Here is a 25,945-nt window from a genome sequence, read left to right on the forward strand (position 1 = left end):
AGTGAATGCATGAGCCTGCGTTTTCTTCCCTGGTCCTTTGCCCTCGCGCTGCTGGTTGGCTGCAGCACCGTGTCCGCGCCGCATGTGCAACGCAAGGGCAACCTGTCGCCCACTGCCGAGGCCGGCCAGGCGGCCGAGGTCGCCGCCGATGCCGCCCGTGACGCCCAGGGGGCTCCACAGGCCGTGATCCGCCGCGGTACCGGTACCATGATCAACCGCGAAGCCGCACGCGCACCGGCACCGGCGTTGCATGGCGCCAGCACTGGCGAGGCCACCTTCAACTTCGAAGGCGAGTCTGTGCATGCGGTGGTCAAAGCCATCCTGGGTGACATGCTGGGCCAGAACTACGTGATCGCACCGGGCGTGCAGGGAACGGTCACCCTGGCCACGCCCAAGCCGGTGTCGCCGGCACAGGCGTTGAACCTGCTGGAAATGGTGCTGGGCTGGAACAACGCCCGCATGGTCTACAGCGGCGGCCGCTACAACATCGTCGCCGCCGACCAGGCCCTGGCCGGCACCGTCGCGCCGAGTACCGCACCGGCGGCCAGCGCACGTGGCTTCGAAGTGCGGGTGATCCCGCTGCAGTTCATCTCCGCCACGGAAATGAAGAAGGTGCTGGAGCCGTATGCGCGGCCCAACGCCATCGTCAACGTCGACAGCGGCCGCAACGTGATCACCCTCGGTGGCACCCGCGCCGAGCTGGAAAACTACATGCGCACCGTCGAGATCTTCGACGTCGACTGGCTGTCGGGCATGTCGGTGGGCGTGTTCCCGATCCAGTCGGGCAAGGCCGAGCAGGTCGCTGCCGATCTGGAGAAGGTGTTCGGCGAGGAGAGCAAGACCCCCAGTGCGGGCATGTTCCGTTTCCTGCCGCTGGAAAACGCCAACGCGGTGCTGGTGATCACCCCGCAGGTGCGTTACCTGGACCAGATCCAGCAGTGGCTGGACCGTATCGATACGGCTGGTGGCAGCGCCCGCCTGTTCTCCTACGAACTGCGCTACATCAAGGCGCGCGACCTGGCCGAGCGCCTCAGCGAAGCCTTCGCCAGCAGCGGCAATCGTGGCGGCTCCAGCCCCGCATCGCTGGCGCCCGGCGCGATTCCATCGCAGCTGGGCAGCGACGGCGAGCGCGGCATGGACAGCAACAACAGCAGCAGCTTCGGTTCGACCCCGGGCAGCAGTTCCGGCAGCGGCAACAGCGGCAGCATGAACCTGCCGCAGCGCCAGTCCGGCAACGTCAGCGTCAGCCTGGAAGTGGAAGGCGACCGCGTGGGCGTGTCGGCGGTGGAGGAAACCAACACCCTGCTGGTGCGCTCGACCCCGCAGGCCTGGCGCTCGATCCGGGAAGTGATCGAGAAGCTGGATGTGATGCCGTTGCAGGTGCACATCGAAGCGCAGGTGGCCGAAGTCGCGCTGACCGGAGACCTGAAGTACGGCGTCAACTGGTTCTTCGACAATGCCGTGCTCGGGCAGAAGCTGACCGGCGCCCTGGGCGGCGTGACCCTGCCTGCCGCCGCTGGCGGTTCCTGGAGCAGCTTCGCCGGCGCAGTGACCGGTGGCGAAGGCCTGGGCTGGGCGTTCACCGGCCACAACGGCGCGGCGGTGGTGAGCGCGCTGGACAAGGTCACCGACGTACGCCTGCTGCAGACTCCCTCGGTGTTCGTGCGCAACAACGCGGAGGCCACACTCAACGTGGGTGACAAGGTACCGATCAACACCACCACGGTGAACACCGGCCTGGGCACTGGTACCTACAGCTCCGTGCAGTACATCGATACCGGCGTGATCCTGAAGGTGCGCCCGCGCGTGACCCGCGACGGCACGGTGTTCCTGGACATCGTGCAGGAAGTGAGCAGCGCCTCCGAGGTGCCGGAGAACTGCAACCCGACCGAGCGCAACTGCAACCCGCGCATCTCCACCAAGAAGCTGTCGACCGAAGCGGCGGTGCAGAGCGGCGACACCATCATGCTGGCCGGCCTGATCACCGATTCGGCGACCGATGGCAGCAGCGGCATTCCCGGCCTGAGCCGGATTCCGGTGGTGGGCGCCCTGTTCGGGCAGAAGACGCGCACCAGCCGTCGTTCGGAAGTGATCGTACTGCTGACCCCGAGCATCGTGCGCAACGGGCAGGAAGCACGCACGCTGACCGACGAGTACAGCCAGCGCTTCCGCGCGATGGAACCGCTGAACCAGCCGCGCGCGAAGAAGTAAGGGGTATCGGCCGGGCTGCGCCCGGCACCCGCAGAGGCCGGAGCTGGAGCAACAGCAACAGCAACAGCAACAGCAACAGCGGGTTTTACTGAGGGATGGCGGGGCGGTGTGGGTTGGCAGGACACGCCGTAAACCCGTCCCAGGGGGCTCGATGGCGCCATCCATGGCGCCAACGGTCCTGCCAACCCACACCGCCCCGCCTCTGACAGATTCCCGTGGCTGTTGGTAGGTGTCGACCTTGGTCGACACGGTAGATCCACGCCATGCGTGGATGACTGTCTGTCAGATTTCGAAATCAGGAAATGGGGTCAGATCCGTTTTCCGAAGGAAAACGGATCTGACCCCCAGGAGCCATTCCGGCAGATCGCAGAAATCTGTCGAAGGCGGGGTGGGTCCGGTTGCGGGGGCGTGAGCGCCATGGATGGCGCGACCGAGCCTACAGGGACGTATTCACGGCGTCCCCCGCAACCGGACCCACCCCGCCATCCCGCGGATGGCTGGCTTCTGCTGTTGCTTCGGCTTCGGCTTCGGCTCTGGCCTCTGCGGGTGCCGGGTGCAACCCGGCCGATACCCTCCCAGTGCTAGGCTGTGGCCACCGACAACCACGGAGGCGGGATGGGGGCGATCGTGTTGTTGCCGCTGTGCGTGGACGATGCCGCGCTCGACCGCTGCCTGGCTGCACTGGATGCCGGCACCGCGCCGGGCACCGCGGTCTGGTTGGCCGACGATGCGCAGACCGGTCCGCGTGCGCAGGCGGTGGTGGAACACTGGTTGGCGCATACGCCACTGCAGGCCGAATACACCCGCCGCGCGCGGCCGCTGGGGGAAGTGGCGCATCTGGACGAGATGCTGCGCGCCTGCGATGGCATGGACGTGGTCGTGCTGGCCCCGGACAGTGTGCCGGCACCCGGTTGGCTGCAGCAGCTGCAGGATGCCTTTGCCCGCGACGCCGCGATCGCCACTGCAACCCCGTGGTGCAACGCGGGTGAAACTGCGGCCTGGCCGCGCTTGGGCGAGATCAATCCCGAGCCCGATGACGCAGAACTGCTGGCTCACGTCTGTAGCGGGCTGCCGACGCTGCACCCGGAACTGCCATCGGCGGTCACCCATGCGGTGCTGGTGCGTGGCAATGCACGCCGTCGCGCCGGTGGCCTGGATGTGGACAGCTACGCCGGCTGGAACGCGGCCCTGGTCGACCTCAGCCTGCGCATGGCCGGCCTGGGCTGGCGCAACGTGCTGTGCGAGACCGCCTTTGTCAGCCGGGCTGGCGAGGCGGTCAGCCGTGATGGCGACCTTGAGGCGCTGGCTGCGCGTTGGCCCGGCTGGGTGCCGCGCCTGGCAGATTTCCTGATGCACGATCCATTGCACGGGCTGCGCGCCGACCTGCAGCAGCGCATGCGGCAGGCGATAATGCCCAGGGAGCAGGGCGACCTGTTCGTTCCTTCCGCACCGGAGCCCCCCGTTTGAATGCTGCCATCGCCGCCATCGTCGTCACCTACCAGAGTGGCAGCACCATCGATGCCTGCCTCTCGCGCCTGCGCCAGGCGCAGGACGTGGCCGAGATCCGGGTGATCGACAACGGCTCGCTGGATGGCACGCTGGATATCGTGCAACGGCACGCCAGCCACGACCCCCGCGTGCGTTTTGTCGGCAATCCGGACAACCCTGGCTTCGCCGCTGCCAACAACCAGGGGGTGGCCGACTCGCACAGCCCGTGGCTGGCCTTCATCAACCCGGACCTGATGGTGGAGCCCGATACCCTGGCCGAGCTGCGCAGCCGTTCCGAAGGGTTGGGTGATTGCCTGCTGGGTGTTGAGCAGCTGGACGAGCATGGTCATGCCGACGAGGCGGTGCGCCGTCGTGATCCGGATTTTCTGTTGATGCTGCGTTCGCCGGGTAGAGGCTCGAAGCTGGCGGTTCCGCGCGACCCCCAGCAGCCGCTGCAGCGGGTGCCGGCACTGTCCGGTGCGCTGCTGATGATGCCGCGTGCGCTGTTCGACCGCATCGGTGGCTGGGACGCTGGCTACCGCCTGCACGCCGAAGACCTGGACCTGTGCCGGCGCGCACGTGAGGCTGGCGCGGTGGTGGCGATCGCCAACGACCTGCAGGTCACCCATGTGCGTGGTGTCTCCAGCCGCTCACGACCGTTCTTCGTTGAATGGCACAAGCACAAGGGCCTGTGGCGCTATTTCCAGAAGTTCGAAGCGAAGCAGCGTTCGCTGCCGGTGCGGGTGGCGGTGTGGTGCGCGATCTGGGCCCACGCTGTGATGCTGGTGCCGCGCCTGTTGCGCCGGTCCCTGTAGAGCCGAGCCCACGCTCGGCCACACGAGATCCGTCGGTAGATCCACGCCATGCGTGGATGGGGTGCCCGATCGGTAGCGCCGAGCCCGCGCTCGGCTGCATGGATAGGGGCATCCATGCAGGGTGTGGATCCACGGGCGGCGCCCCCGGTTCACCCGTCCGGGCGCATAATCCGCCCCATGCCTATCATCCAGTCCCTGCTCGACACCGACCTGTACAAGTTCACCATGATGCAGGCGGTGCTCCACCAGCACCCCGGCGCGCAGGTGCAGTACCGGTTCAAGTGCCGCACCCCCGGCATCGACCTGGCCCGTTACATCGACCAGATCGACGAAGAGATCAACCACCTGTGCAGCCTGCGCTTCAGTGACGCGGAACTGGACTACATGCGTGGCCTGCGCTTCGTGAAGCCGGACTTCGCCGATTTCCTCGGTCTGTTCCACCTGGACCGCAAGTACATCCAGTTGCGTGCCTCGAAAACCGTGCCCGGCGAGATCGAACTGGACATCACCGGCCCGTGGCTGCACACCATCCTGTTCGAAGTGCCGCTGCTGGCGATCATCAACGAAGTCTGGTTCCGCAATACCACCACGGCTGACTTCGCCGAAGGCGAGCGCCGCCTGCAGGCCAAGGCCGCGCTGCTGCGCGATACCCCCGGTTTCGAACAGTGTCGCATCGCCGACTACGGCAGCCGCCGGCGTTACTCGCGCGACTGGCATGCGCGCCTGCTGCCGCTGCTGCGCGATGCGCTGGGCCCGCAGCTGGTGGGCACCAGCAACGTGCACTTCGCCCGCCTCTACGGCATGACCCCGCACGGCACGATGGCGCACGAGTACCTGCAGGCGTTCCAGGCGCTGGGCCCGCGGCTGCGTGATTCGCAGGTGGCGGCACTCGAGTCGTGGGCGCGCGAGTACCGCGGCGACCTGGGGATCGCGCTGTCCGACGTGGTCGGCCTGGACGCGTTCCTGCGCGATTTCGACATGTACTTCTGCAAGCTGTTCGACGGTGTCCGCCATGACTCCGGCGATCCGTTCGACTGGGGCGACCGCATGCTGGCGCACTTCCAGCAGCGCCGGGTCGACCCGCGCAGCAAGGTACTGGTGTTCAGCGATGGGCTCGACATCGCCAAGGTCATGCGCCTGTACGACTACTTCCGTGGTCGCTGCCAGGTCGCGTTCGGCGTCGGCACCCACCTGACCAATGATCTGGGTCCGACGCCGCTCAACATCGTCATCAAGATGGTCCGCTGCAACGGCCAGCCGGTGGCCAAGCTCAGCGATTCGCCGGGCAAGAGCATGTGCGACGACCCGGGTTACCTGGCTTACCTGCGCCAGGTCTTCGAGCTGCCGCAGCCGGCGTAACCGCGCCGGCCTTCAGTGCTGCTTACAGGTAGTCGACAACGACCAGGTAGGCGCCCTGCAGCGGCTGCTGCTTCGAGGCCTGCACGCTGTAGCGCTCTGAGAAGGCGATATCGCCGGCGCGCATCGCGCTGGCCGACACCGACAGCTTCTGCCCCTGGCGCTTGCCATCGCGCAGCGTTGCGGCCTGGCCATCGGCCAGCGCCTTCACAGCCACCGTCGAGCCCTTGGCCGACGGCGGGCAGGCCGCCAGGCTCAGCTCGCCCTGGGACAGGTTGGTCGTGCAGCCCGGTTCGACGATGCGGCCGCTGAAGCGGATGCTGCCGCTGCTGGCCTGGGCCACGGCACTGATGGACATCAGGGCCACGCACAGCAGAAGGGAGGTTCTCATGACACGTTCTCTGGTTCGGTGTGTCCTAGTTAGCGACAGCTTCGATCAGCCTTTAATAGGACGATTCCGAATCTGCTAGGCCCATCACCAAGAAAGAGTGATGCGCATCAAAGAAGCCGATTTCCACCTGAAAAAGGCCTGTTTCCGTGCATGCCGAACGCGCCACCTGAAGCGTCATCCAAGGTCGTTTCCGACCTGATCCGGCGACCGTCAAATCCCCGCACCTTTGAGGTCATCATTTCGCCTAGCACGTAACATTTGCAGCGTCAATGAATTGACGTTCAGAAAAATAATGAGACGTTCATCACACTTGTGCATATACTTGCGTCACGGATTCAGGGGAACGTATGTCCGAATCCGGCCACAGGTGAGACGCAAGGATGGGTCTTGTTCGCCCGGCAGTGCTCCTTGCTTCCTCCTCTACTTCCATCTCTTCAGTAGGGTTAGGTAAAAGCGAATGCACAAGATCAACCTCATCGCCGCTCTGATGCTGGCCGCCGCTCCGCTGGCCGCCAACGCCGCCGACGGCACCATCACCTTCACCGGCAAGGTGACCGACAAGACCTGCACCATCTCGACCCCGGGCGGCAAGGACTTCGCCGTCAACCTGCCGACCGTGTCGAAGAACACGCTGGCCGCCGCCGGCAACGTTGCGGGCCGTACCCCGTTCGCGATCAACCTGACCAAGTGCAGCGCCGGCAACGTCGCTACCTACTTCGAGCCGGGTTCGACCGTTGACTTCAACACCGGCCGCCTGCTGAACCAGGCCTCGGCCAACGCTGCCACCAACGTGCAGCTGCAGCTGCTGGGCTCGAACAACCAGGTCCTGCCGATCAAGGCTGCAGGTGCTGGCCAGGCCCAGACCAACTCGCAGTGGGTCACCGTCGGCACCGACGGCTCGGCCGACCTGAACTACTACGCCGAGTACTACGCCACTGCCGCCGCCACCCCGGGCGACGTCACCAGCAGCGTCAAGTACACGATCATCTACAACTGATCGCAGCCGTACCCGCATTGGCCGGCGTACGCGCCGGCCAGTGCCTCGCGGCCTCTGGCCCCATACCTCGAGCGTAGTACTTCCGATGAAAGCATTCTTTCCCCGGGCGCTGCTGCTGGCAGCGTTCACGCTGCCCTTCTGCCAGGACGCACTGGCCGGCGTGGTGGTCAATGGCACGCGGGTGATCTATCCGGCGCAGGCGCGCGAAGTCACCGTGCAGGTCGACAACGTCGGCGACTCGCCCGCCCTGGTCCAGGCCTGGATCGACAGTGGCGACGCCAACCAGACCGCCGATACCAGCGACGCCCCGTTCGTACTGACGCCGCCGATCGCGCGCGTTGAACCGGGCCGCAGCCAAGCGCTGCGCGTGATCTTCTCCGGCGCGCAGCTGCCGACCGATCGCGAGTCTGTGTTCTGGCTCAACGTGCTGGACGTTCCGCCGTCGCCGGACAACGCCGACAGTGGCGACCAGAACTACCTGCAGGTTGCGTTCCGTTCGCGCCTGAAGCTTTTCTACCGGCCGCAGGGCCTGAAGGGCGTCGCCAACGACGCGCCGGCAGCGCTGCGCTGGACGCTCGCCGGCGATCGCCTGCGGGTGGAAAACCCGAGCCCCTTCCACGTCACCCTGGCTGAAGTGCACGCCGTGACCGGCGGCACCGAAAAGGCCGTCGAGGACAAGGGCGCAATGGTTGCACCGAAGCAGAGCCTGGAGTTTGCCGCACCGGCGGGCACCAGCCAGGTCCGCTTCATCACCATCAACGACTACGGCGGCCGGGTGGAACACACGATCCGCCTCGGCAGCACCGGGGGCTGAACGCGCCGCGCTGGCCCACGGCCCGCGCATCCCGCCACCGCCGCCGTGCGGCGAACTGAAGGAATGTCAGTGTGATCGGAAACAGATTGACATTGTCGATCCATCAGGCGCTTTGCCTGCTGGTTGCTGGCGTGGCCTGCCCAGGATGGGCGCTGGCTGCTCCGGCCAATCTCGGCGAACAGGCGCTGATGGCGCAGAGTGGTGCGGCCAATGCGCGTGCCCCGGAGTCGGCCCAGTTCAACTCCAGCTTCCTGTCTGGCCAGGCCAAGCAGGTCGATCTGGCGGCCTTCAGCAACGGCAACCCGATGGTGGCCGGCAACTACCGTGTCGACGTCTATGTCAACGGAGCCTGGCAGGGCCGCCGCGACCTGCAGTTCAAGGCCGATGCGCAGGGCCGCGTAGACGCCTGCCTGCCGCTGCCGATGCTGGAAGAAATGGGCGTGGACAGCGAGGCTGTGCTGCTGCAGCAGGACCCGTCCGTGCCGACCGACACGACCAGCTGCGTGCCGGTGCAGCAGCGCATGGCCAATGCCTATGGCATCTATGACAGTGGCAACCTGCGCTACGACCTCAGCATCCCGCAGGTGTTCCTGCGCCGCGAGGCGCGCGGCTACGTCAATCCGTCGCTGTGGGACCGCGGCATCAATGCCGGCTTCGTCGGCTACAGCTTCAATGCCATCGACAGCGACAGCCGCGTCGAAGGCGGCCAGCGCAACCGCAGTGCCTACCTGGGCCTCAACGCTGGCCTCAACCTGGGCGGCTGGCAGTTCCGCCACGATTCGAACCTGACCTGGTCCGAGGGCGACGGCCGTCATTGGCAGAGCATCGCGACCTACGCCCAGCGCGGCATCCCGCAGGTGCGCGGCATGCTCACCATCGGTGAGGCCTACACCACCGGCGAGCTGTTCGACTCGATCGGTTACCGCGGTGCCAGCCTGGCCAGCGACGACCGCATGCTGCCCGATTCGCTGCGCGGTTACGCGCCGGTCGTGCGCGGCATCGCCGAGACCAACGCGCGCATCGAAGTACGCCAGAACCAGCAGCTGATCTATTCCTCGACCGTATCGCCGGGCAGCTTTGTCATCGATGACCTGTACCCGACCGGCTACGGCGGCGACCTGGAAGTGAGCGTGATAGAGGCCGATGGCCGTCGCCGCGAGTTCAAGGTGCCGTTCGGTTCGGTGCCGCAGATGCTGCGCGAAGGCGTGTCGCGTTACTCGCTGACCGCCGGCCAGGTGCGCAACAAGCTGCTGGCCGATGAGCCGTGGCTGGTGCAGGGCACCTACCAGCGTGGTATCGGCAACCAGCTGACCCTGTACGGCGGCAGCGCACTGAGTGACGGCTACCTGTCGCTGCTGTACGGCGTTGGCCTGTCCACGCCGGTCGGCGCGTTCGCCGCCGACGTCACCCATGCGCGTACCTCGTTCGATCACTACGGCAACCACACCGGTGCCAGCGTGCGCCTGAGCTACAGCAACATGATCGGCGAGACCGGGACCAACCTGACCCTGGCCGCCTACCGCTATTCGACTGAAGGCTTCTACAGCCTGCAGGACGCACTGTACGGTCGTGATTCGGACAAGCGTGGCATCGATCCGACCACCCGCGGCCGCCAGCGCAGCCAGTTCCAGGTGACGCTGAACCAGCCGCTGGGTCGTCGCGGCGGCGCGCTCTACCTGACCGGTTCGGTGCGCGACTTCTACGATCGCCCCGGCACCTCCAAGCAGTACCAGGTCGGCTACAACAACGCCTGGCGCTCAGTGAACTATGGCTTCTCTGCGCTGCGTACCGAAGAGGGCGTTCTGGGCCGTTCCGATACCCAGTACCTGCTGTCGATGAGCGTGCCGCTGGGCCGTGGTACCCACCCGGTATCGTTCAGCGCCGACCTCGGCGTGCGCGATCGCGGTGGCTACGACAACAGCCGCGTCGGCATCACCGGTTCGGCCGGCGTCGACAACAACTTCAGCTATGGCGCCGCCCTGTCCGACTCGCGCGAAGGCGGCACCACCGCAGTCGGCAACGTCGAATACCGCAGCCGCTATTCGGCATTGAACGCCACCTACAGCCACTCGCGTGATTTCCGCCAGGCCTCGGTCGGTGCCAACGGCAGCGTGGTCGTGCATCCAGGCGGCTTCACCTTCACCCCGCAGCGTGGCGACACCATGGTGCTGGTGGAAGCGCCGGGCGCACGCGATGCCATCGTCAGCAACGCCCCGGGCCTGCGTGTCGATGGCCGCGGCTACGCGGTGGTCCCGTACGTGTCGCCGTACCGCCTCAACACCGTCACCCTCGACCCGCAGGGCATGGCCCACGACGTCGAACTGGAGAGCACCAGCCAGGCGATCGCACCGTTCGCCGGTGCCATCAGCTACCTGCGCTTTGATACCCGCAAGGGCAACGCGCTGCTGATCCAGGTACGCAACCCCGATGGCCGCAGCATGCCGTTCGGTGCACAGGTCAAGGACGAGCAGGGCCAGCCGGTGGGCATGGTCAGCCAGGGCGGCCGCCTGTACGTGCGCAGTGAAAAGAACCAGGGCCGCCTGCTGGTGGAGTGGGGCGCGGGCGCCGATCAGCGCTGCACCGTCGATTACCAGGTTCCGGCGGACGCCGATGCGTCCAAGACCGGCTTCATCCCGCTGGAGGCAGCATGCCGATGATTTCTTCCCGTGGCCGCAAGGTGCTGGCTGCAATGGCGCTGCTGGGCGGTGTTCTGCTGGCGCAGCAGGCCAGCGCAGCCTGCCGCATCCAGATCAATGGTTTCGTTGCGCAGGACGTGCAGATGGACATGGGGCAGATCGTGATCCTGCCCAGCACCCCGGTGGGTGGCGTGATCAAGGAAATCAGCGTGCCGATCAACCAGCAGAACAGCGTCGCCCGCTGCGACTATTGGTATGGCGGCAGCTCGACCGGCGAGTACGTCAACGCACCACAGAAGCGGCCGGTGGCCGGCTTTGCCAACGTCTACGAGACCGGTGTTGCTGGCGTAGGTATTCGACTGTTCCGCGACTCCGGCGCGATCCAGACCTACTACCCGCATTCCATCAACTTCGGTGCCAACTCCACCATCTCGCTGATCGGTGGCCAGTTCCGCATCCAGCTGATCAAGACCGCCGCGCAGACCGGTTCGGGGGTGATCGCACCCAATGGCCGCTTCACCACCTATTACTTCGATGGTGATGGTCCCAGCCGCCCGGTACTGACCTCGACCTTCAGGGGCTCGGGCACCACCGTGGTCAGCCCGACCTGCGAAGTGCAGGCCGGCAGCCGCAACATCGCGGTCGATTTCGGCAGCGTGGCCAACACCACCTTCACCGGCGTCGGCTCGCGCGCGGTCGACCGTGACTTCGAGATCCGCCTGAACTGCCAGGGCAGCAACGTGGCCGCATACCAGAGCAAGATCGGCATCCGCCTGGATGCCGATCAGGACAGCTCGAACATGCCCGGCGTGCTGAAGCTGAGCGCAGCCACCAACAGCGCTACCCGCATCGGCATCCAGATGGTCCAGCGCGACGGCAGCAGCGAGCGCGAAGTGCGCTTCGGCCAGACCATCAGTGTCGGCACCACCACCACCGGTACCAGTGTCATGAGCCTGCCGCTGCGGGCCCGCTATGTGCAGACCCAGGCCGGCACCGTCGGTGCCGGCACCGCCAACGGGCAGGCGACGTTCACGATCCAGTACGAGTAGTACGCGCTTTCCATTGCTGAGTTTCGAGCCTCACGTCGCCCGTTCCGCGGGCGGCGTTGACTGCGTCTTGATCCCGCAAACGTGAAGATCAGGGCTATCATTGCCGTACAGAAACATGAATGTGATGTACGTCATGAAAGTGACCTCCTTTTCACCGCAGCGCCTCCACTGCCGGGCTTTCCGCCCGGTTGAGGGGCAATGAAAGGATCCGGCGTGCCTGCGACCCACCTTGCCATTGCCGGATTGCCCGCCGAGTTCGTCGAGATGCGCAGCGGAGGCCTGTACTGGGTGGTGGCCGCCGGCAGCGCGCCGACGGACCTGCTCGGTGCCGGCGTGCTGGCCACGGCCGAGGCACTGGATGAAGCCGTGCTGGTCACGCTGGGGCGGGGGGCCGAATCGATGCTGGCGCTGCTGGCTGCCGACCAGGGGCCGGCCCGCCTGCGGCTGTTCCAGCGTTCGCACCATGGCATGCAGCAGGCGCTGCGCGGGCTGACCGGCGATCTGCCGCGCACCGCCTCGGCGCGCACCCGGCTCAGCCTGGTGCAGTTTCCGGTGGCGGCGCTGGACGGCTGGGATGATGCCCGGCTGGCGCGCTGGTGCCAGCAGCTGCAGGAATGTGCCGTGCAGGCGCAGCAGGTGCTGCTGTTGCTGTGCCACGGCGAAGTGGCGACCCTGGCCCCGCGCCTGTTGGCATTGAACCGGATCTGCGCCGGTGTGGCCCAGCTGCATCCGCATCGTGGTGCCCTGCAGCTGCTGCTGCATTACTGGTCCAACAGCCATGGCGTGGTGGCCCAGCGATCGTTCGGCGTCGAGCAGGAAAGCTGCGGGCTGCGCCACCTGGCCGAGGCCGGTGCCGCCGAGACTGGGATCGATGCGACCAGTGGCAGCGACCGCGATGTCTTCCTGGCCCAGGCCGAAGTGCTGGAAGGTGCGCCGCCGTTGTCGGCGGCCTGGCGCCTGTATGACGGCTGGGCCGGATTGCTGCCGGCCGCGCTGCAGGCGCGCGAGGCCACCGTGGTGCTGGCCATCGACGAGAATGCCAAGGTGGATGCACTGGCCCGCCTGCTGCACCGCCTGCGCCGAGAACGTGGCAATGCGCTGAAGCTGGTGGTGCGCGAGCTGCAGCCCTGCCTGCGCTACGCCGATGAGCGGCTGCTGATGCAGTGCGGTTGCAGCCTGGTGGTGCCGTCAGCGACGCCCTTGCCGCGACTGCTGACCCTGCTGGAAACCGTGCAGCGGCAGCGTTGGCAGGGCCAGCTGGCTGAGGATCCGGAGCCGTTGATCCGTGCGCATCGGCCACCATCGGTGAGTGGCCTGGTCAACGCCGCACGCTTCCGCCAGATCGCAGGTGATCGCATCGACCAGGACGGTAGTGCGGTGGAAAGCGCCGTGCTGGCGCTGCAGCCGGTGGCCGGCCTGCGTGCCGAGCAGACCCTGCAGCAGCTGCGCATCCGCCGCCAGGGCGATCTGGCCTGTGTCTACCGCGGGCAGGTGCGCCTGTTCCTGTTTGGTTGCCGGCGTGATGCGGTCGAGCAGGCCCTGGGCAATCTGTTCCGCCTGCCCTGGCGCGAGCTGTTCGATGGCTACCAGCGCCTGGCCGAATATGACATTGCAGCGATGAATGCCCACGGCAGTGATCCTGAGGCCGAGGTGCTGCCCGAAGCACCTGCGGCCCTGCCGGCTGTGGCCCCGGCGCTCGAGGCGCCTGTTTTCACCGCCCCGAAGCCGCTGCGGCTGGGAGATCGCGCATGACCACCGACCAGCAACTCTGGACCCTGATCGTCGCCTGCGCGCTGGTGATGATTCCCTTCGGAGCCATGCTCGGCACGCTGTGGCGCGGGCTGCGCCGCCGTGCCGCACGCTGGCTGCCACCCCGCCATCTGCGCCGCGCCGGTGTACGCCAGCGTGCGCCGCGGAGGGCTGCATGAGTCCGCAGATGGCACCCGCATCTCCCTTCGCCTGGGCCGACCTGCGTGGCTGGAACCTGTACTTCCTGTCCAAGGTGGTACTGGCCTGGATGGGCGCGCTGGATCTGAAGATCCTGCCCAACCTGCTGTTCCTGGGCGCGCTGCTGATTCCGCTGCGCTGGCGCTGGGCACGCATCGCGCGCACCGTCGTCGCGGTACCGGTGGGCGTCGCGCTGTACTACCAGGACACCTGGTGGCCGCCGTTCCGGCGCCTGCTGGTGCAGCCGGGCGTGCTGGACTTCTCGGCCGACTATTGGCTTGAACTGGCCCAGCGCTTCATCAACTGGCAGATGGTGGCGGTGCTGGTGATGCTGGTGCTGGCCTACGTGCTGCTCAAGCCGTGGCTGCGCATCACTACCCTGAGCGTGCTGGGCATGCTTGGCCTGGCCGTGATGGCGATACCGATGCCGGCGGGCTGGAACTGGGGGCAGGGTACCGCCACCGCAGCCACCGCCAGCACCGGAGGCACCTCAGGTGGCGGCCTGCCGCCGGCCAACAACGAGACGCTCAATGCATGGCTGGCCAGCTTCTACCAGCAGCAGGCCAGCCTCAAGACCAGCTTCCCCGCACCGGGCAGCGGCGCGCCGTTCGACGTCATCATCCTCAACATCTGCTCGCTGGCATGGAGCGATCTGGATGAAGTGGGGCTGCGCCAGAACAACCTGCTCGACCACATGGACGTGGTGTTCGACGACTTCAACTCGGCAACCGCCTACAGCGGCCCAGCAGCGATCCGCCTGCTGCGCGCCAGTTGTGGCCAGACCTCGCACACCGCGCTGTTCGATCCGGTGCCGGCCGAGTGCCAGCTGTTCTCGAACCTGCAGCATCTAGGCTTCCAGAGCGAGCTGGCGATGAACCATGACGGTCACTTCGACGACTTCATCGGTGAACTGCACCAGTACGGTGGGCTGCAGGCGCAGCCGATGGACATCAGCGCGTTTCCTAAAGCGCTGGTGGCGTTCGACAAGTCACCGCTGCGCCGCGATGGTGATGTGCTGATGGCGTGGTGGAAACAGCGGCTGGCCGGGACCAGCCAGCAGGTGGCGCTGTTCTACAACACGATCTCGCTGCACGATGGCAACCGCATCGTCGGCGCCGATGGCCGTTCGAATGCCGCCGACTACAAGGCACGTGCGGAAATGGTGCTGGGTGACATGGCCGGTTTCGTCGATGCGGTGGAGAAGAGTGGCCGCCGCGCGATGATCGTGGTGGTGCCTGAGCATGGCGCGGCCCTGCATGGCGACCGCATGCAGATTCCGGGCATGCGTGAGATTCCCAGTCCATCGATCACCCACGTGCCGGTGGGCGTGAAGCTGATCGGCATGGGCGCGCCGGCGGCCGGCGGCCCACGTCATGTGCCCGAACCGAGCAGCTACCTGGCGGTGTCCGAGCTGGTGTCGCGTGTGTACGCGCTCAATGCCCAGTCGCCGCCGAGCGAGCGCAACTGGGACAGCCTGCTGAAGGGGTTGCCGCAGACACCGTCGGTATCGGAGAACGAAGGCGCCAAGGTCATCGAGTACGCCGGCAAGCCCTGGCTGCAGCTGCAGGGCAGCCAGACCTGGAGCCCCTACCCGGAGGAGGCGCGCTGATGCCTGCCGACATTCTTGCCGTGCCGGTCACACTGTCCGTGGAAGAGGATGACATCGACCTGCTGCGCCGCAGCCTGGACATGCCGGGCTTGCCCTACGTGGACTTCTCGGCCCAGCAGGAACGTGCACGGGCGCTGGCGCGCTGGCCGTTGCTGGCCGAACTGGAGCCGCGCCGATGAGCACCGTGTTGTCGCTGCAGGGCATCCATGGCGGAACCGGCGTCACTACGGTGCTTGCCGCGCTGGGCCAGGGCCTGCACGCCCAGGGGCAGCGTGTGCTGCTGGTCGAATGCAGCCCGGACCAGATGCTCGGCCTGCACCTGGGCCTGCCTGCCGACGTGGACAACGGTTGGGCGCGCGCGCAGCTGGACGGTACGGATTGGCGTGATGCCGCCTACGCCGTCGCAGCAGGACTCGCGGTGCTGCCCTACGGTCGTGTCGACGCCGGGGCCGCGATGCACATCGAACAGCAGCTGCAGCAGGCACCGGCCACCTGGGCCGAACGCATTCCGCTGCTGGAGGCCCAGTTCGACTGGATCCTGTTCGACCTGCCGCAGCGCCTGCCGGCGCACGCTGCGGCCATCAACCAGCACGCGCGCTGCACGCTGCCGCTGCGCCTGGCCTGTGTCGATCCGGTCAGCCATGTGTTCCTGCAACGACAGCCGGATGACACTCGCCTGCTGCTGGCCAACCGCTATGACCCGGTCATTCCGGTGCAGCGCGACCTGATGCAGCTGTGGCTGCACGCGCACGGGGCGCGGCTGGTGCCGCAGCCGCTGCACGAGGATGCGCGGGTGCCGTCCGCATTGGCCAGCAAGCAGCCACTGGGCCGCTATGCGACCGATTCGCTGGCTGCTGCCGATGTGGATGGCTTGGTGCTGTGGTGCCTGGCGGAGGCCGCACGGCGCCAGGCCGCGGCGGGAGGACGCTGATGGGTGCCCGCGTCTATTACCTGGACTGGGGACGCCTGCGTGAGCGGGTGCATGCGTCCTGGCCGACGCGGGCAATGCTGTGGCTGCTGCAATGCGTGGGCTGGGCGTTCCTGCGCCTGGAAGGGCCGGCGTGGCAGGCACAGGCCCCGCGCCTGCGCAACGCCTTCCCGCAGATCCAGGGCGACCGTCGCTGGCGCCCGGGCGATCCGTTGCGGTTACTGATCCAGGCCATGTGGCTGTCGGTGGTGCGGTTGGTACCGCAGCCTTCGCTGAGGCGGCAGCGGTTGGCCCAGGCCCGGCGCGAACGCATTGCCGAACTGCGTGGCGCGGCCGGTCGCGGCCGCCTGCGCTATCTGCGCGCCATGCGCGATGCGCCCAGTGAATTCTGGAACAGCCGCGTGGCGGCCTGGTTCGGCCGGAAGGTGGGCAGCCTGTCGCCACGTTCGCGGCACCTGCTGACCCTGCTGGTCGGGTTGGCCACGCTGGGGCTGGCGGCGCTGTGCATCACCCAGCCGTTCACCTATCTCGCACAGTTCGTGTTCGTTGCACTGCTGTGGGCCATCGCGCTGCTGGTGCGGCGCATGCAGGGGCGCTATGCGACGCTGGTGCTGGTGGTGCTGTCGATCACCGTGTCCTGCCGTTACCTGTGGTGGCGCTACACCGCCACGCTGAACTGGAACAGCACCTTCGACCTGGTCTGTGGCGTGGTGCTGCTGGCGGCGGAAACCTATTCGTGGCTGGTGCTGATGCTGGGCTACGTGCAGGTGGCCTGGCCGCTGCGTCGCCGTCCGGCGCCGTTGCCGGCCGATATCCGCCAGTGGCCGACGGTGGATGTGCTGATTCCCACCTACAACGAAGACCTGGCGCTGGTGAGGCACACCGTGTACGCAGCAATGGGCCTGGACTGGCCGGCCGACAAGCTGCGCATCCATATCCTCGATGATGGCAAGCGCGAAGAATTCCGCGCATTCGCCGAGCGTGCCGGGGTCAACTACATCACCCGCGCCGACAACCGCCATGCCAAGGCCGGCAATCTCAACCATGCGTTGACCCTGATCGATGGTGAGCTGGTGGCCATCTTCGACAGCGATCACCTGCCGGTGCGTTCGTTCCTGCAGATCACCTGCGGTTGGTTCCTGCGTGACCCGAAACTGGCGCTGGTGCAGACCCCGCACCACTTCTTCTCGGCCGATCCGTTCGAACGCAACCTGCAGGTGTTCCGCAGCGACCCCAACGAAGGCGAGCTGTTCTACGGTCTGGTGCAGGACGGCAACGACCTATGGAACGCGGCGTTCTTCTGCGGCTCCTGCGCGGTACTGCGGCGCGAGGCCATCGATGCCATCGGCGGGTTTGCCACCGAGACCGTCACCGAAGATGCGCACACCGCGCTGCGCCTGCATCGCAACGGCTGGAACTCGGCCTACCTGCGCATTCCGCAGGCGGCCGGCCTGGCCACCGACAGCCTCGGCGCGCACGTCAACCAGCGCATCCGCTGGGCCCGCGGCATGGTGCAGATCTTCCGCATCGACAACCCGCTGCTGGGCAAGGGCCTGAGCTTGTTCCAGCGCTTCTGCTATGCCAACGCGATGCTGCATTTCCTGGCCGGCATTCCGCGCCTGGTGTTCCTCACCGCGCCGCTGGCGTTCCTGCTGCTGCACGTCTACATCATCTACGCACCGGCACTGGCCATCCTGCTGTTCGTGGTGCCGCACATGGCCCACGCCAGCCTTACCAACGCACGCATCCAGGGCAAGTACCGGCGACCGTTCTGGGGCGAGGTGTACGAGACGGTGCTGGCCTGGTACATCGCACGGCCCACCACCGTGGCACTGTTCAGCCCGGGCCGTGGCAAGTTCAACGTCACCGACAAGGGCGGTACCCAGGCCGGTGATCGTTTCGACTGGCGCGTGGCGCAGCCCTACCTGGTGCTGGCGCTGCTGAACGTGCTGGGCCTGTGCTTTGCCGTGTGGCGCTTCATGCATGGGCCGCTCGACGAACGCGGCACGGTGGTCGTCAGTTCGCTGTGGGTGCTGTACAACCTGCTGATCATCGGTGGGGCGCTGGCGGTGGCCGCTGAAGTGCAGCAGGTGCGGCGCACGCATCGCGTCACCACCCACCTGCCGATGGCGCTGCAGGTACCCGATGGCCGCCGCCTGCGCGGCGTGCTTCAGGATTACTCCAACGATGGCGTGGGCGTCGAGCTCGGCGAAGACGCACAACTGGCCGAAGGCCAGCGCGTGCAGGTGCTGCTGGGGCGCGGCCGCCGCGAGTTCGCGTTCCCGGCGCGCGTGCAGCGCACGGTCGGCCAGCGACTGGGCCTGCTGCTGCTGTTCGAGAACGAACGCCAGCGCGTCGAGTTCGCCCAGTGCACCTTCGCCCGCGCCGATGCCTGGCTCGACTGGCACGCCGGTTACCAACCCAAGAGCCTGCCGCGCAGCCTGTGGAGCGTGCTGGTCCTGGGCTGGCGTGGCTATCGGCGGATGGGTGATTTCGCACCGTTCGACCTTGACCGCCCGGCACACTGGAACCGTCGCCTGCTGCGATGGCTGGCCAGTTTTGCTCCGCAACGTCCGCTTCCTTCCCACCCGGCTGACCCAGCCGCTGATCCAGGGCTTCGTCCATGACCCTTCCGTCCTCTCTGCGTTGGCTGCTGCTGCCCCTGCTGGCCCTGCCCGTGGCGTCAGGCAACAGCGCGCCTGCCCCGGCACCGGCCACTCCTCCCACCACGGCGCCTGCCGCGCCACCGATGCCGAGCGTGCCGGCCGCACCCGCCACCACGCCTGCCGCCGGTACCGAGCCCGCGCTGGCGCAGACCTGGGCGGGCAGCGCCTGGCCCTGGCAGCGGCAGAACACCTTCGCGCAGCTGGGGCGTCGCCAGGACACGCTGCTGTCGGGGGTGCGCAATGCCACCACCTTCGAGTTCCAGGTGCGCCGTGACCGCCTGGTCCGCGATGCGGAACTGGATCTGAGCTTCACGCCTTCACCATCGCTGCTCCCGACCCTGTCGCACCTGCGGGTCTACCTCAACGACGCGATGATGGGCGTGGTGCCGATCAGCAACGACCAGCTCGGCCGCCCGGTGCAGGCCAAGCTGCCGCTGGACGCACGCCTGATCGCCGATTTCAACCAGGTCCGCCTGGAGTTCGTCGGTCACTACACCGACATCTGCGAAGAGCCGACGCACAGCTCGCTGTGGGTCAACCTGTCCAGCAACAGCACGCTGCGCCTGGGTGGCCAGCCACTGGCGATGCAGGACGACCTGGCCAACTTCCCGCTGCCGTTCTTCGACCCGCGCGATACCGCACGCCTGGAACTGCCGGTGGTGTTTGCCGCCGCACCGAGCCTGGCGCAGCAGCGCGCGGCGGCGGTGATGTCCTCGTACTTCGGCAGCCTGTCCGGCTGGTGGCGCCAGGCGCGTTTCCCGGTCAGCTTCGGTGCGCTGCCGGACAAGGGCCACGCGGTGGTGCTGGCGGTCAACGGCAGGTTCCCGCCGGTGATCGCCAACCATGCCCCAGTGAAGGGCCCGATGATCGAACTGATGTCGCTGCCGGAGGATCCGCAGCGCAAGCTGCTGCTGGTGCTGGGCCGCAACGATGAGGATCTGCAGAAGGCGGTGGCCGCGATGGCGGCCGGCAACGTGCTGTTCCGCGGCCGTCAGGTCAGCGTCGACGAGATCAAGCCGCTGGCCCCGCGCAAGCCGTACGACGCACCGAACTGGGTGCGTACCGACCGCGCTGTGCGCCTGGCCGAACTACTCGACTATCCGCAGCAGCTGCACGCCAACGGCGTGTCGCCGCAGCCGATCACGGTCAACCTCAACCTGCCGCCGGACCTGTTCATCTGGCGCAACCAGGGCATTCCGCTGAACCTGCGCTACCGTTACACGCCGCCGTTCGGCAGCGATGAGTCGCGGCTGGGCGTTGCAATCAACGACCAGTTCATCTCCAGCTTCCCGCTGGTGCGCCGCAACGGCAAGCAGGGCCTGGAGGAAATCCGCCTGCCGGTGCTGGCCGGCGATGCCGGTGCCGATGACGGGCGCCTGTTGATTCCGGCGCTCAAGCTGGGCGACCGCAACCAGCTGCGCTTTGATTTCAACTTCGCCAGCGTGATGGGAAGTGCACAGCGCGATCATTGCCAGACCGTGCTGCCGCCCAACCTGCAGGCAGCCATCGAGGAAGACTCGACCATCGACTTCTCCGGGTTCCATCACTACATGGGCCTGCCGGACCTGTCCGCGTTCGCACTCAGCGGTTTCCCCTTCACCCGCATGGCCGATCTGTCCGAGACGGTCGTGCTGGTGCCGCCCGGCGCCAGCGAAGCACAGGTCAGCCTGCTGTTGAACCTGATCGGTGGGCTGGGCGTGCAGAGCGGCTACCCGGCCTATGGCCTGCGCCTGTCCGATGACTGGAAGCAGGCCAGCGCGCTGGATGCGGACCTGCTGATGCTGGGCGCCCTGCCTGCCGAATTGCGCGGCAGCCAGCAGCTGTCGCTGCTGATCGACGACCAGCGCACACGTCTGCTCAACGGCCAGTCGCCGTCGCCGCAGCAGGCGATGGAACAGGCGCGCCGTGGCAGCCGCGATGGCGACCCGGCGGTGACCGAAGTGGCAGTGAGCGCGCAGGCGCCGTTCGCCGCGATCATCGGCATGCAGTCGCCGAGGCATGCGCAGCGCAGCATCGTTTCGCTGGCCGCCAGCAACGCCGCCGACTACGGCCTGCTCGACGATGCACTCAGCGATACCGGCAAGCGCGAAGCCATCGCCGGTTCGGTGGCGATCTTGCGTACCTCGGGCATCCACAGCCAGTTCGTCGGCGATCACTACTACGTCGGCGCGCTGCCGTGGTGGCTGCTGCTGTGGTACCACCTGGCCGACCACCCGGCACTGCTGGCGGTGCTGGCCACGCTGGTGGTGCTGATGGTCGCCTTCCTGTTGTGGCGCACGCTGCGCTGGGTTGCGGCCAAGCGCCTGGACCCGGGGCACTGATGGCACGCACTCGGCATCCGCTGGTCACCGCTTCCGGCCTGGTCCTGTTGGGACTGGCCGGTGCCGGGCCATGCGCGGCGCAGACCTTGTCCGATACACCGGGCGGAACCGTCGCCGAGCAGCGCCAGTGGTTGCTGCAGCAGGTGCGCATCGGTGAGGCCACCGGTCGCCAGAGCCTGATCGAAGACGCGCTGGCGCGGCTGCGTATGCTGGCACCGGATGATCGCGGCACGCTGGTGGCGATCCTGGAAGTGCAGTTGTCGCAGCAGAAGCTGCAGGATGCCGAGGCGACCCTGAAGCGCCTGCGCGAGATCGGCGCGGGTACCCGTGAACTGGCCGCCGGCGAACGCCTCTGGCAGGCCTACCGTGGTGACCTGCAGCAGGACCTGCAGCAGGCGCGTCTGTTCGCTGCCGGTGGTCGCAGCGCCGAAGCGCTGGCGATCTACCGGCGCCTGTTCAACGATGACCCGCCCGGCCTGCAGCTGGGCCTGGAGTACTGGCGCCTGCGCGGCGCCCAGGCGGATGGGCGTACACAGGCGATCCGTGCGCTGAGCGAACTGGACCGCAGCTATCCGGGCAATGTGCCGTTGCTGCAGGCGCTGTCGCAGATGCTGTTCGCGGCCGGCCGCGATGCCGAGGCGCTGGCCGCGCTGCAGCGCATGGGGCGCAATCCGGAAGCGCGCGGCATGGCGGCGGACGCCGAGTGGGCCTACCTGAAGGATCAGCCGGCCGATGACCGCAGCGTACGCAGGCTGCAGGACTTCATCACCCGCAACCCGACGTTCGCCGACATCGCGTTGGTGCGCGAGCGCTACACCGACCAGCACAAGCGGGTCAGCGACCCGGCGTGGCGCTCCGGTCTGCGTGGCCAGCAGTTGCTCGATGCAGGCCGCAATGAAGAGGCCGAGCGCGCCTTCCTGCAGGCCCTGCGCGGTTATCCTCGCGAGCCCGACCTGCTGGGGGGGCTGGGCATGGCGCTGATGCGCCAGGGCCGCCGCGAGCAGGCCATCAACTATTTCCAGCGTGCGGTGCAGGCCACCCCGGCCGGTGACAGCAACGACAAGTGGCGTGACCTGATCGCCAGCACCCGCTACTGGCTGCAGCTGGACCAGGCCGACGCGGCGCTGGCGGCCGGCCGGCTGGACGAAGCCGAGCGCCTGTATGCGCAGGCGCGTCGCCAGCAGCCCCGCGACGTCAATGCTGCACTGGGCCTGGTCGACGTGGCCGTGGCCCGTGGTGATGACGCCGCGGCCGAACGCCAGTTGCAGGTTGCCCGGCGGATGGCCCCCAACGATGCCAACGTGATCCGCAAGCTGGTGCAGCTGTACGGCCGCACCGATCCTCAACGGCTGGAAGCCTTCATCAACGCATTGCCCGCTGCCCAGCGCAGGTTGTATGCCGAAGACCTGCGCCAGCTGCAGATCAGTCGCTTGCGTGAGCGTCGCGAGCAGGCGCTGGCTGATGGGGATGCAGGCACTGCGATCACGCTGGGACAGCAGCTGCGCGGCGAACTGCCGGGCGATGCATGGCTGGCCTATGCGCTGGGCAACGAGCTGCGCGCCGCCGGCCGGCAGGACGAAGCCGACGCGGTGGTGGCCGACATGGCCACGCACAACGACAGTGCCGAAGCGCGCTACGCGCAGGCGCTCTATCTGTCGGGATCCGATCGGCTGCCGCAGGCGCTGGCGGTGCTCGATGCGCTGCCGCAGGCGCAGTGGGACGATGACATCCGCGCGCTGTCGGCGCGCCTGCAGCGGCAGCAGCTGGTCGATCATCTGTGGGATCTGCGTGCGCAGGGCAGGGAGGCCGAAGCCATCGCGCTGCTGCAGCAGCAACCGCCCAGCACCGACAACGATCTGCTGATGGCCGAATGGGCGCGCCTGCGCGGCGACCACGCGCAGGCGCTGCACTACTACCAGCGCGTGCTTGCTGCACAGCCGGGCAACGTGGATGCGCAGCTGGGCCAGGTACAGGCCTGGATCGGCACCGGCGATCTGGCCAGCGCACGCCGTCAGATGCACGACGCACCGCCAGCAGTGGACGATGCCGAGATCGGCCAGCAGCGCCAGCTCGCCACGATCTGGACCGACCTGCGCGAGGACACGAAGGCGCTGGCGATCCTGCGCGCGCTGCTGGCGCGCAAGACCGGGCCCGACGCACAATCCTGGCGTGATGCGGCACGGCTGGTGCGCCGCGATGATCCACAGCAGGCGCTGGACATGTATGCGCAGGCGATGGCCGACAACGGCCTGTTGGCCCCCAGCCAGGCCGCGCCGCGCGACAACCGCGCGCTGACCCTGGCCAGCCGCGAGACGGCCGGCGATGACTGGTTGCGGCGCAGCCTGCGCAGCGACGTGGAGACCCTGTACCAGCAGGAGAATCCCACCCTGACGGTGATGCAGGACACCGGGCGCCGTAGCGACGGAACCCCGGGTATTTCGCGGCTGTCGCGCGATACCCGCATCGCGCATCTCGACGCGCCGTTCGCCGGTGGCCTGGGCTGGGCGCGCATCGAGCAGGTGAGCTTCGATGCCGGCCGCTTCCAGACCGACGGGAACGGGGCCTACGACGAGGATTTCGGTAGCTGCGACCTGGATCTGCTGCAGGCTGACAACAGCCGCCTGCGCGCACCGGGTTGCACCCGTTTCGTGCACCAGCGGCGCACCTCCGGCGCCGGCTTCGCCGTGGGCTGGCGCACCCTGGATGACCGCTGGAACTTCGATATCGGCCACACCCCGTCCAACTACGTGGTCGGCAACTGGCTTGGCGGTATCACCCTCAATGGTGACCTCGGGCGCTTCGGCTGGGGCGCCACGGTGTCGCGGCGGCCAATGACCAATTCGCTGCTGTCGCAGGCCGGTGCGGTTGATCCGCGCAGTGGCATCAGCTGGGGCGGCGTCACCGCCAACGGCGTGACCTTCAGCCTCGGCTACGACCAGGGTGGCCGCGATGGCGTGTGGTCGAACTGGAGCTGGCATCGGCTGACCGGCCACAACGTGGCCGACAATACCCGTGCACGCGCGATGGTGGGCTGGTACCACAAGCTGATCCAGCGCCCCGACATGCGGCTGGATGTGGGCACCACCGCGATGTACTGGCGCTACCAGAAGGACCTGGGCGGTTACTCGCTGGGCCAGGGCGGCTACTACAGCCCGCAGCGCTATGCGTCGCTGAGCCTGCCGGTCAGCTTCGCCTGGCGCAACGACGTGTGGTCGCTGCGCCTGGATGGCTCGGTAAGTGTGTCCAGTGCGCGTACCTCGTCGATCAGCCGTTTCCCCGACCAGGCATTGATCGAGCGCGTGATTGCACAGCTCGAGCCGCAGTATGGCCCCCTGCAGCTGGACGAGGCCGGCCTGTACACCGGCGACAGCAGCAGCACCGGCACCGGCTACCGCCTGTATGGTGCGGTCGAGCGCCGCCTGGGCGACCACTTCGTGCTGGGTGCCGCCGGCACGCTGCAGCGCAGCCGCGATTTCTCGCCGAATTCGTTCCAGCTCTACCTGCGCTACACCTTCAAACCGTGGCAGGGAAACCTGCCATTGCCCGTATCGCCACTGGTGCCGTATGGCGAATTCCGCTGACCTGCGGCGACGTCGCCTGCTGCAGGCGGCCGCCACGCTGCCGCTGCTTGGCTGGTGCAGTGCGCAGGCCGCGCCCGCACCGCGCTGGCCGGCGTGGCAGGTACTGCTCGACAGCAGCCTGAGCCGCGACGGACGCATGATCGATCGCAGCCAGGACGATCAGCGCAGTACCTCCGAAGGCCAGTCCTATGCCTTGTTCTTCGCCCTGGTCGACAACGACCAGGCGCTGTTCGACCGCATCCTGGGCTGGACCCAGGACAACCTCGCCGAAGGCGACATGGGCAAGCGCCTGCCGGCCTGGCTGTGGGGACGCGATGACGCCGGAGCGTGGCGGGTACTGGATGACAACCCGGCCTCGGACTCCGATCTCTGGCTGGCCTATGCGCTGCTGGAAGGCGCGCGGCTGTGGCGCCGTCCCGCGCTGAACGCCATCGCCGAGGGCATGCTCGCCCAGGTGCGGGCACGCGAGATCGTGGACCTGCCCGGGCTCGGCCCGATGCTGTTGCCGGGCCCACAGGGATTCGTCGAAGGGGACGCCACGCGTGTCAACCCCAGTTATCTGCCACTGCCGCTGCTGCGCCGCTTTGCGGTGGAGGATCGCGGTGGGCCGTGGCAGGCACTGGCGCGCAACAGCGTGCAGCTGTTGCAGCAGAGCAGCCCGCACGGGTTCGCACCGGACTGGGCGGCGTGGAAAGGCGATCGCTTCGTCGTCGATCCGGTGCGCGGTGCGGTCGGCGGCTACGATGCGATCCGCTGCTACACCTGGGCAGGCATGACCGCGCCGCGCGATCCGTTGTTCCGCACGCAGCTGGCGGCCCTGTCCGGGCCGCTGCAGCGCCTGCGCAGTGGTGCGCCGATGTGGGAAAAGATCGACACCCGCAGTGGCCAGGGGCAGGGCGAAGGCAACTACGGATTCCGTGCGGCCCTGCTACCGTATCTGATCGCGCAGGGCGACACGGAGCACGCGCAGTCGCTGCGGGCCAGCCTGCCCAGCGCCGAACAGCAGCGTGCTGATGCACCGGCCTATTACTCGCAGATGCTGGCCCTGTTCGGCTTGGGCTGGGCTGAAGGACGCTGGCGTTTCGCCGCCGACGGCCGCCTGCAGCCGCGCTGGTAGCTGCAGTGCTGCGGGGTCG

General features: G+C 67.5%; 18 protein-coding genes. 17 read left to right on the forward strand and 1 reads right to left on the reverse strand.

Going from position 1 to position 25,945, the window contains the following annotated elements; all coding sequences use genetic code 11:
• Window positions 1-9 precede the first annotated feature (9 nt).
• From gspD to pncB, 4 genes are all read left to right on the forward strand, one after another.
• Complete coding sequence (gspD, locus tag ACZK0Z_RS03345; RefSeq protein WP_049428809.1) at window positions 10-2,211, forward strand: type II secretion system secretin GspD; 2,202 nt, start codon at window positions 10-12, stop codon at window positions 2,209-2,211.
• A gap of 615 nt (window positions 2,212-2,826) precedes the next feature.
• On the forward strand, window positions 2,827-3,678 hold the full coding sequence (locus ACZK0Z_RS03350) for a glycosyltransferase family 2 protein (RefSeq protein ID WP_049429475.1): 852 nt from the start codon (window positions 2,827-2,829) through the stop codon (window positions 3,676-3,678).
• Entirely contained in the window at window positions 3,675-4,514 is an 840-nt protein-coding gene (locus tag ACZK0Z_RS03355; protein ID WP_336339812.1) for a glycosyltransferase family 2 protein, read from the forward strand. Before ACZK0Z_RS03350 ends, ACZK0Z_RS03355 begins: the two co-directional genes overlap by 4 nt.
• A 177-nt stretch (window positions 4,515-4,691) precedes the next feature.
• Window positions 4,692-5,873 carry a nicotinate phosphoribosyltransferase gene (pncB, locus tag ACZK0Z_RS03360; protein ID WP_049429477.1) on the forward strand — a complete coding sequence of 394 codons (1,182 nt, stop codon included), beginning with the start codon at window positions 4,692-4,694 and terminating at the stop codon, window positions 5,871-5,873.
• 22 nt (window positions 5,874-5,895) lie between these two features.
• On the opposite strand, the gene ACZK0Z_RS03365 is transcribed toward pncB, so the two are convergent.
• The gene (locus tag ACZK0Z_RS03365) at window positions 5,896-6,261 is read right to left on the reverse strand and encodes a hypothetical protein (protein WP_197632459.1); all 366 of its coding nucleotides are present in this window, start codon (window positions 6,259-6,261) and stop codon (window positions 5,896-5,898) included.
• A gap of 457 nt (window positions 6,262-6,718) precedes the next feature.
• On the opposite strand from ACZK0Z_RS03365, the gene ACZK0Z_RS03370 reads away from it, so the two are divergent.
• From ACZK0Z_RS03370 to bcsZ, 13 genes are all read left to right on the forward strand, one after another.
• Window positions 6,719-7,258 carry a fimbrial protein gene (locus ACZK0Z_RS03370; protein WP_033834853.1) on the forward strand — a complete coding sequence of 180 codons (540 nt, stop codon included), beginning with the start codon at window positions 6,719-6,721 and terminating at the stop codon, window positions 7,256-7,258.
• An 85-nt stretch (window positions 7,259-7,343) separates the two neighbouring features.
• Window positions 7,344-8,072 (forward strand): fimbrial biogenesis chaperone, encoded by a 729-nt coding sequence (locus ACZK0Z_RS03375; RefSeq protein ID WP_049429478.1) that lies wholly within the window; start codon window positions 7,344-7,346, stop codon window positions 8,070-8,072.
• A gap of 92 nt (window positions 8,073-8,164) precedes the next feature.
• A complete protein-coding gene (locus ACZK0Z_RS03380) occupies window positions 8,165-10,729 on the forward strand; it encodes a fimbria/pilus outer membrane usher protein (protein WP_197632462.1) in 2,565 nt (854 codons plus the stop codon).
• Window positions 10,720-11,757, forward strand: coding sequence for a fimbrial protein (locus tag ACZK0Z_RS03385; protein WP_197619723.1), 1,038 nt, complete (start codon window positions 10,720-10,722; stop codon window positions 11,755-11,757). Before ACZK0Z_RS03380 ends, ACZK0Z_RS03385 begins: the two co-directional genes overlap by 10 nt.
• Before the next feature lie 213 nt (window positions 11,758-11,970).
• On the forward strand, window positions 11,971-13,509 hold the full coding sequence (locus tag ACZK0Z_RS03390) for a BcsE family c-di-GMP-binding protein (protein WP_049429481.1): 1,539 nt from the start codon (window positions 11,971-11,973) through the stop codon (window positions 13,507-13,509).
• On the forward strand, window positions 13,506-13,685 hold the full coding sequence (bcsF, locus tag ACZK0Z_RS03395; RefSeq protein WP_049429482.1) for a cellulose biosynthesis protein BcsF: 180 nt from the start codon (window positions 13,506-13,508) through the stop codon (window positions 13,683-13,685). Before ACZK0Z_RS03390 ends, bcsF begins: the two co-directional genes overlap by 4 nt.
• Complete coding sequence (gene bcsG, locus ACZK0Z_RS03400) at window positions 13,682-15,313, forward strand: cellulose biosynthesis protein BcsG (RefSeq protein WP_049429483.1); 1,632 nt, start codon at window positions 13,682-13,684, stop codon at window positions 15,311-15,313. Before bcsF ends, bcsG begins: the two co-directional genes overlap by 4 nt.
• The gene (bcsR, locus tag ACZK0Z_RS03405; protein ID WP_049402398.1) at window positions 15,313-15,492 is read left to right on the forward strand and encodes a cellulose biosynthesis protein BcsR; all 180 of its coding nucleotides are present in this window, start codon (window positions 15,313-15,315) and stop codon (window positions 15,490-15,492) included. The genes bcsG and bcsR overlap by 1 nt, the downstream gene beginning before the upstream one ends.
• Window positions 15,489-16,244 carry a cellulose biosynthesis protein BcsQ gene (bcsQ, locus tag ACZK0Z_RS03410; protein WP_197632458.1) on the forward strand — a complete coding sequence of 252 codons (756 nt, stop codon included), beginning with the start codon at window positions 15,489-15,491 and terminating at the stop codon, window positions 16,242-16,244. Before bcsR ends, bcsQ begins: the two co-directional genes overlap by 4 nt.
• A complete protein-coding gene (gene bcsA / locus ACZK0Z_RS03415; RefSeq protein WP_197619727.1) occupies window positions 16,244-18,868 on the forward strand; it encodes a UDP-forming cellulose synthase catalytic subunit in 2,625 nt (874 codons plus the stop codon). Before bcsQ ends, bcsA begins: the two co-directional genes overlap by 1 nt.
• Complete coding sequence (bcsB, locus tag ACZK0Z_RS03420) at window positions 18,865-21,228, forward strand: cellulose biosynthesis cyclic di-GMP-binding regulatory protein BcsB (RefSeq protein WP_336339813.1); 2,364 nt, start codon at window positions 18,865-18,867, stop codon at window positions 21,226-21,228. Before bcsA ends, bcsB begins: the two co-directional genes overlap by 4 nt.
• Window positions 21,228-24,809 carry a cellulose synthase complex outer membrane protein BcsC gene (gene bcsC / locus ACZK0Z_RS03425; protein ID WP_197632457.1) on the forward strand — a complete coding sequence of 1,194 codons (3,582 nt, stop codon included), beginning with the start codon at window positions 21,228-21,230 and terminating at the stop codon, window positions 24,807-24,809. Before bcsB ends, bcsC begins: the two co-directional genes overlap by 1 nt.
• On the forward strand, window positions 24,793-25,926 hold the full coding sequence (bcsZ, locus tag ACZK0Z_RS03430) for a cellulose synthase complex periplasmic endoglucanase BcsZ (protein WP_049429487.1): 1,134 nt from the start codon (window positions 24,793-24,795) through the stop codon (window positions 25,924-25,926). Before bcsC ends, bcsZ begins: the two co-directional genes overlap by 17 nt.
• The last annotated feature ends 19 nt before the right edge of the window (window positions 25,927-25,945 follow it).

The sequence above is a fragment of the Stenotrophomonas sp. 116085_Sma genome (assembly GCF_056479585.1).

Excerpts from the sequence above, each read along its gene's own strand:
- gspD (WP_049428809.1), top strand. The coding sequence starts at position 10 with ATGAGCCTGCGTTTTCTTCCCTGGTCCTTTGCCCTCGCGCTGCTGGTT.
- ACZK0Z_RS03350 (WP_049429475.1), top strand. The coding sequence starts at position 2,827 with ATGGGGGCGATCGTGTTGTTGCCGCTGTGCGTGGACGATGCCGCGCTC.
- pncB (WP_049429477.1), top strand. The coding sequence starts at position 4,692 with ATGCCTATCATCCAGTCCCTGCTCGACACCGACCTGTACAAGTTCACC.
- ACZK0Z_RS03365 (WP_197632459.1), bottom strand. The coding sequence starts at position 6,261 with ATGAGAACCTCCCTTCTGCTGTGCGTGGCCCTGATGTCCATCAGTGCC.
- ACZK0Z_RS03370 (WP_033834853.1), top strand. The coding sequence starts at position 6,719 with ATGCACAAGATCAACCTCATCGCCGCTCTGATGCTGGCCGCCGCTCCG.
- ACZK0Z_RS03375 (WP_049429478.1), top strand. The coding sequence starts at position 7,344 with ATGAAAGCATTCTTTCCCCGGGCGCTGCTGCTGGCAGCGTTCACGCTG.
- ACZK0Z_RS03385 (WP_197619723.1), top strand. The coding sequence starts at position 10,720 with ATGCCGATGATTTCTTCCCGTGGCCGCAAGGTGCTGGCTGCAATGGCG.
- bcsF (WP_049429482.1), top strand. The coding sequence starts at position 13,506 with ATGACCACCGACCAGCAACTCTGGACCCTGATCGTCGCCTGCGCGCTG.
- bcsG (WP_049429483.1), top strand. The coding sequence starts at position 13,682 with ATGAGTCCGCAGATGGCACCCGCATCTCCCTTCGCCTGGGCCGACCTG.
- bcsR (WP_049402398.1), top strand. The coding sequence starts at position 15,313 with ATGCCTGCCGACATTCTTGCCGTGCCGGTCACACTGTCCGTGGAAGAG.
- bcsQ (WP_197632458.1), top strand. The coding sequence starts at position 15,489 with ATGAGCACCGTGTTGTCGCTGCAGGGCATCCATGGCGGAACCGGCGTC.
- bcsA (WP_197619727.1), top strand. The coding sequence starts at position 16,244 with ATGGGTGCCCGCGTCTATTACCTGGACTGGGGACGCCTGCGTGAGCGG.
- bcsB (WP_336339813.1), top strand. The coding sequence starts at position 18,865 with ATGACCCTTCCGTCCTCTCTGCGTTGGCTGCTGCTGCCCCTGCTGGCC.
- bcsC (WP_197632457.1), top strand. The coding sequence starts at position 21,228 with ATGGCACGCACTCGGCATCCGCTGGTCACCGCTTCCGGCCTGGTCCTG.
- bcsZ (WP_049429487.1), top strand. The coding sequence starts at position 24,793 with ATGGCGAATTCCGCTGACCTGCGGCGACGTCGCCTGCTGCAGGCGGCC.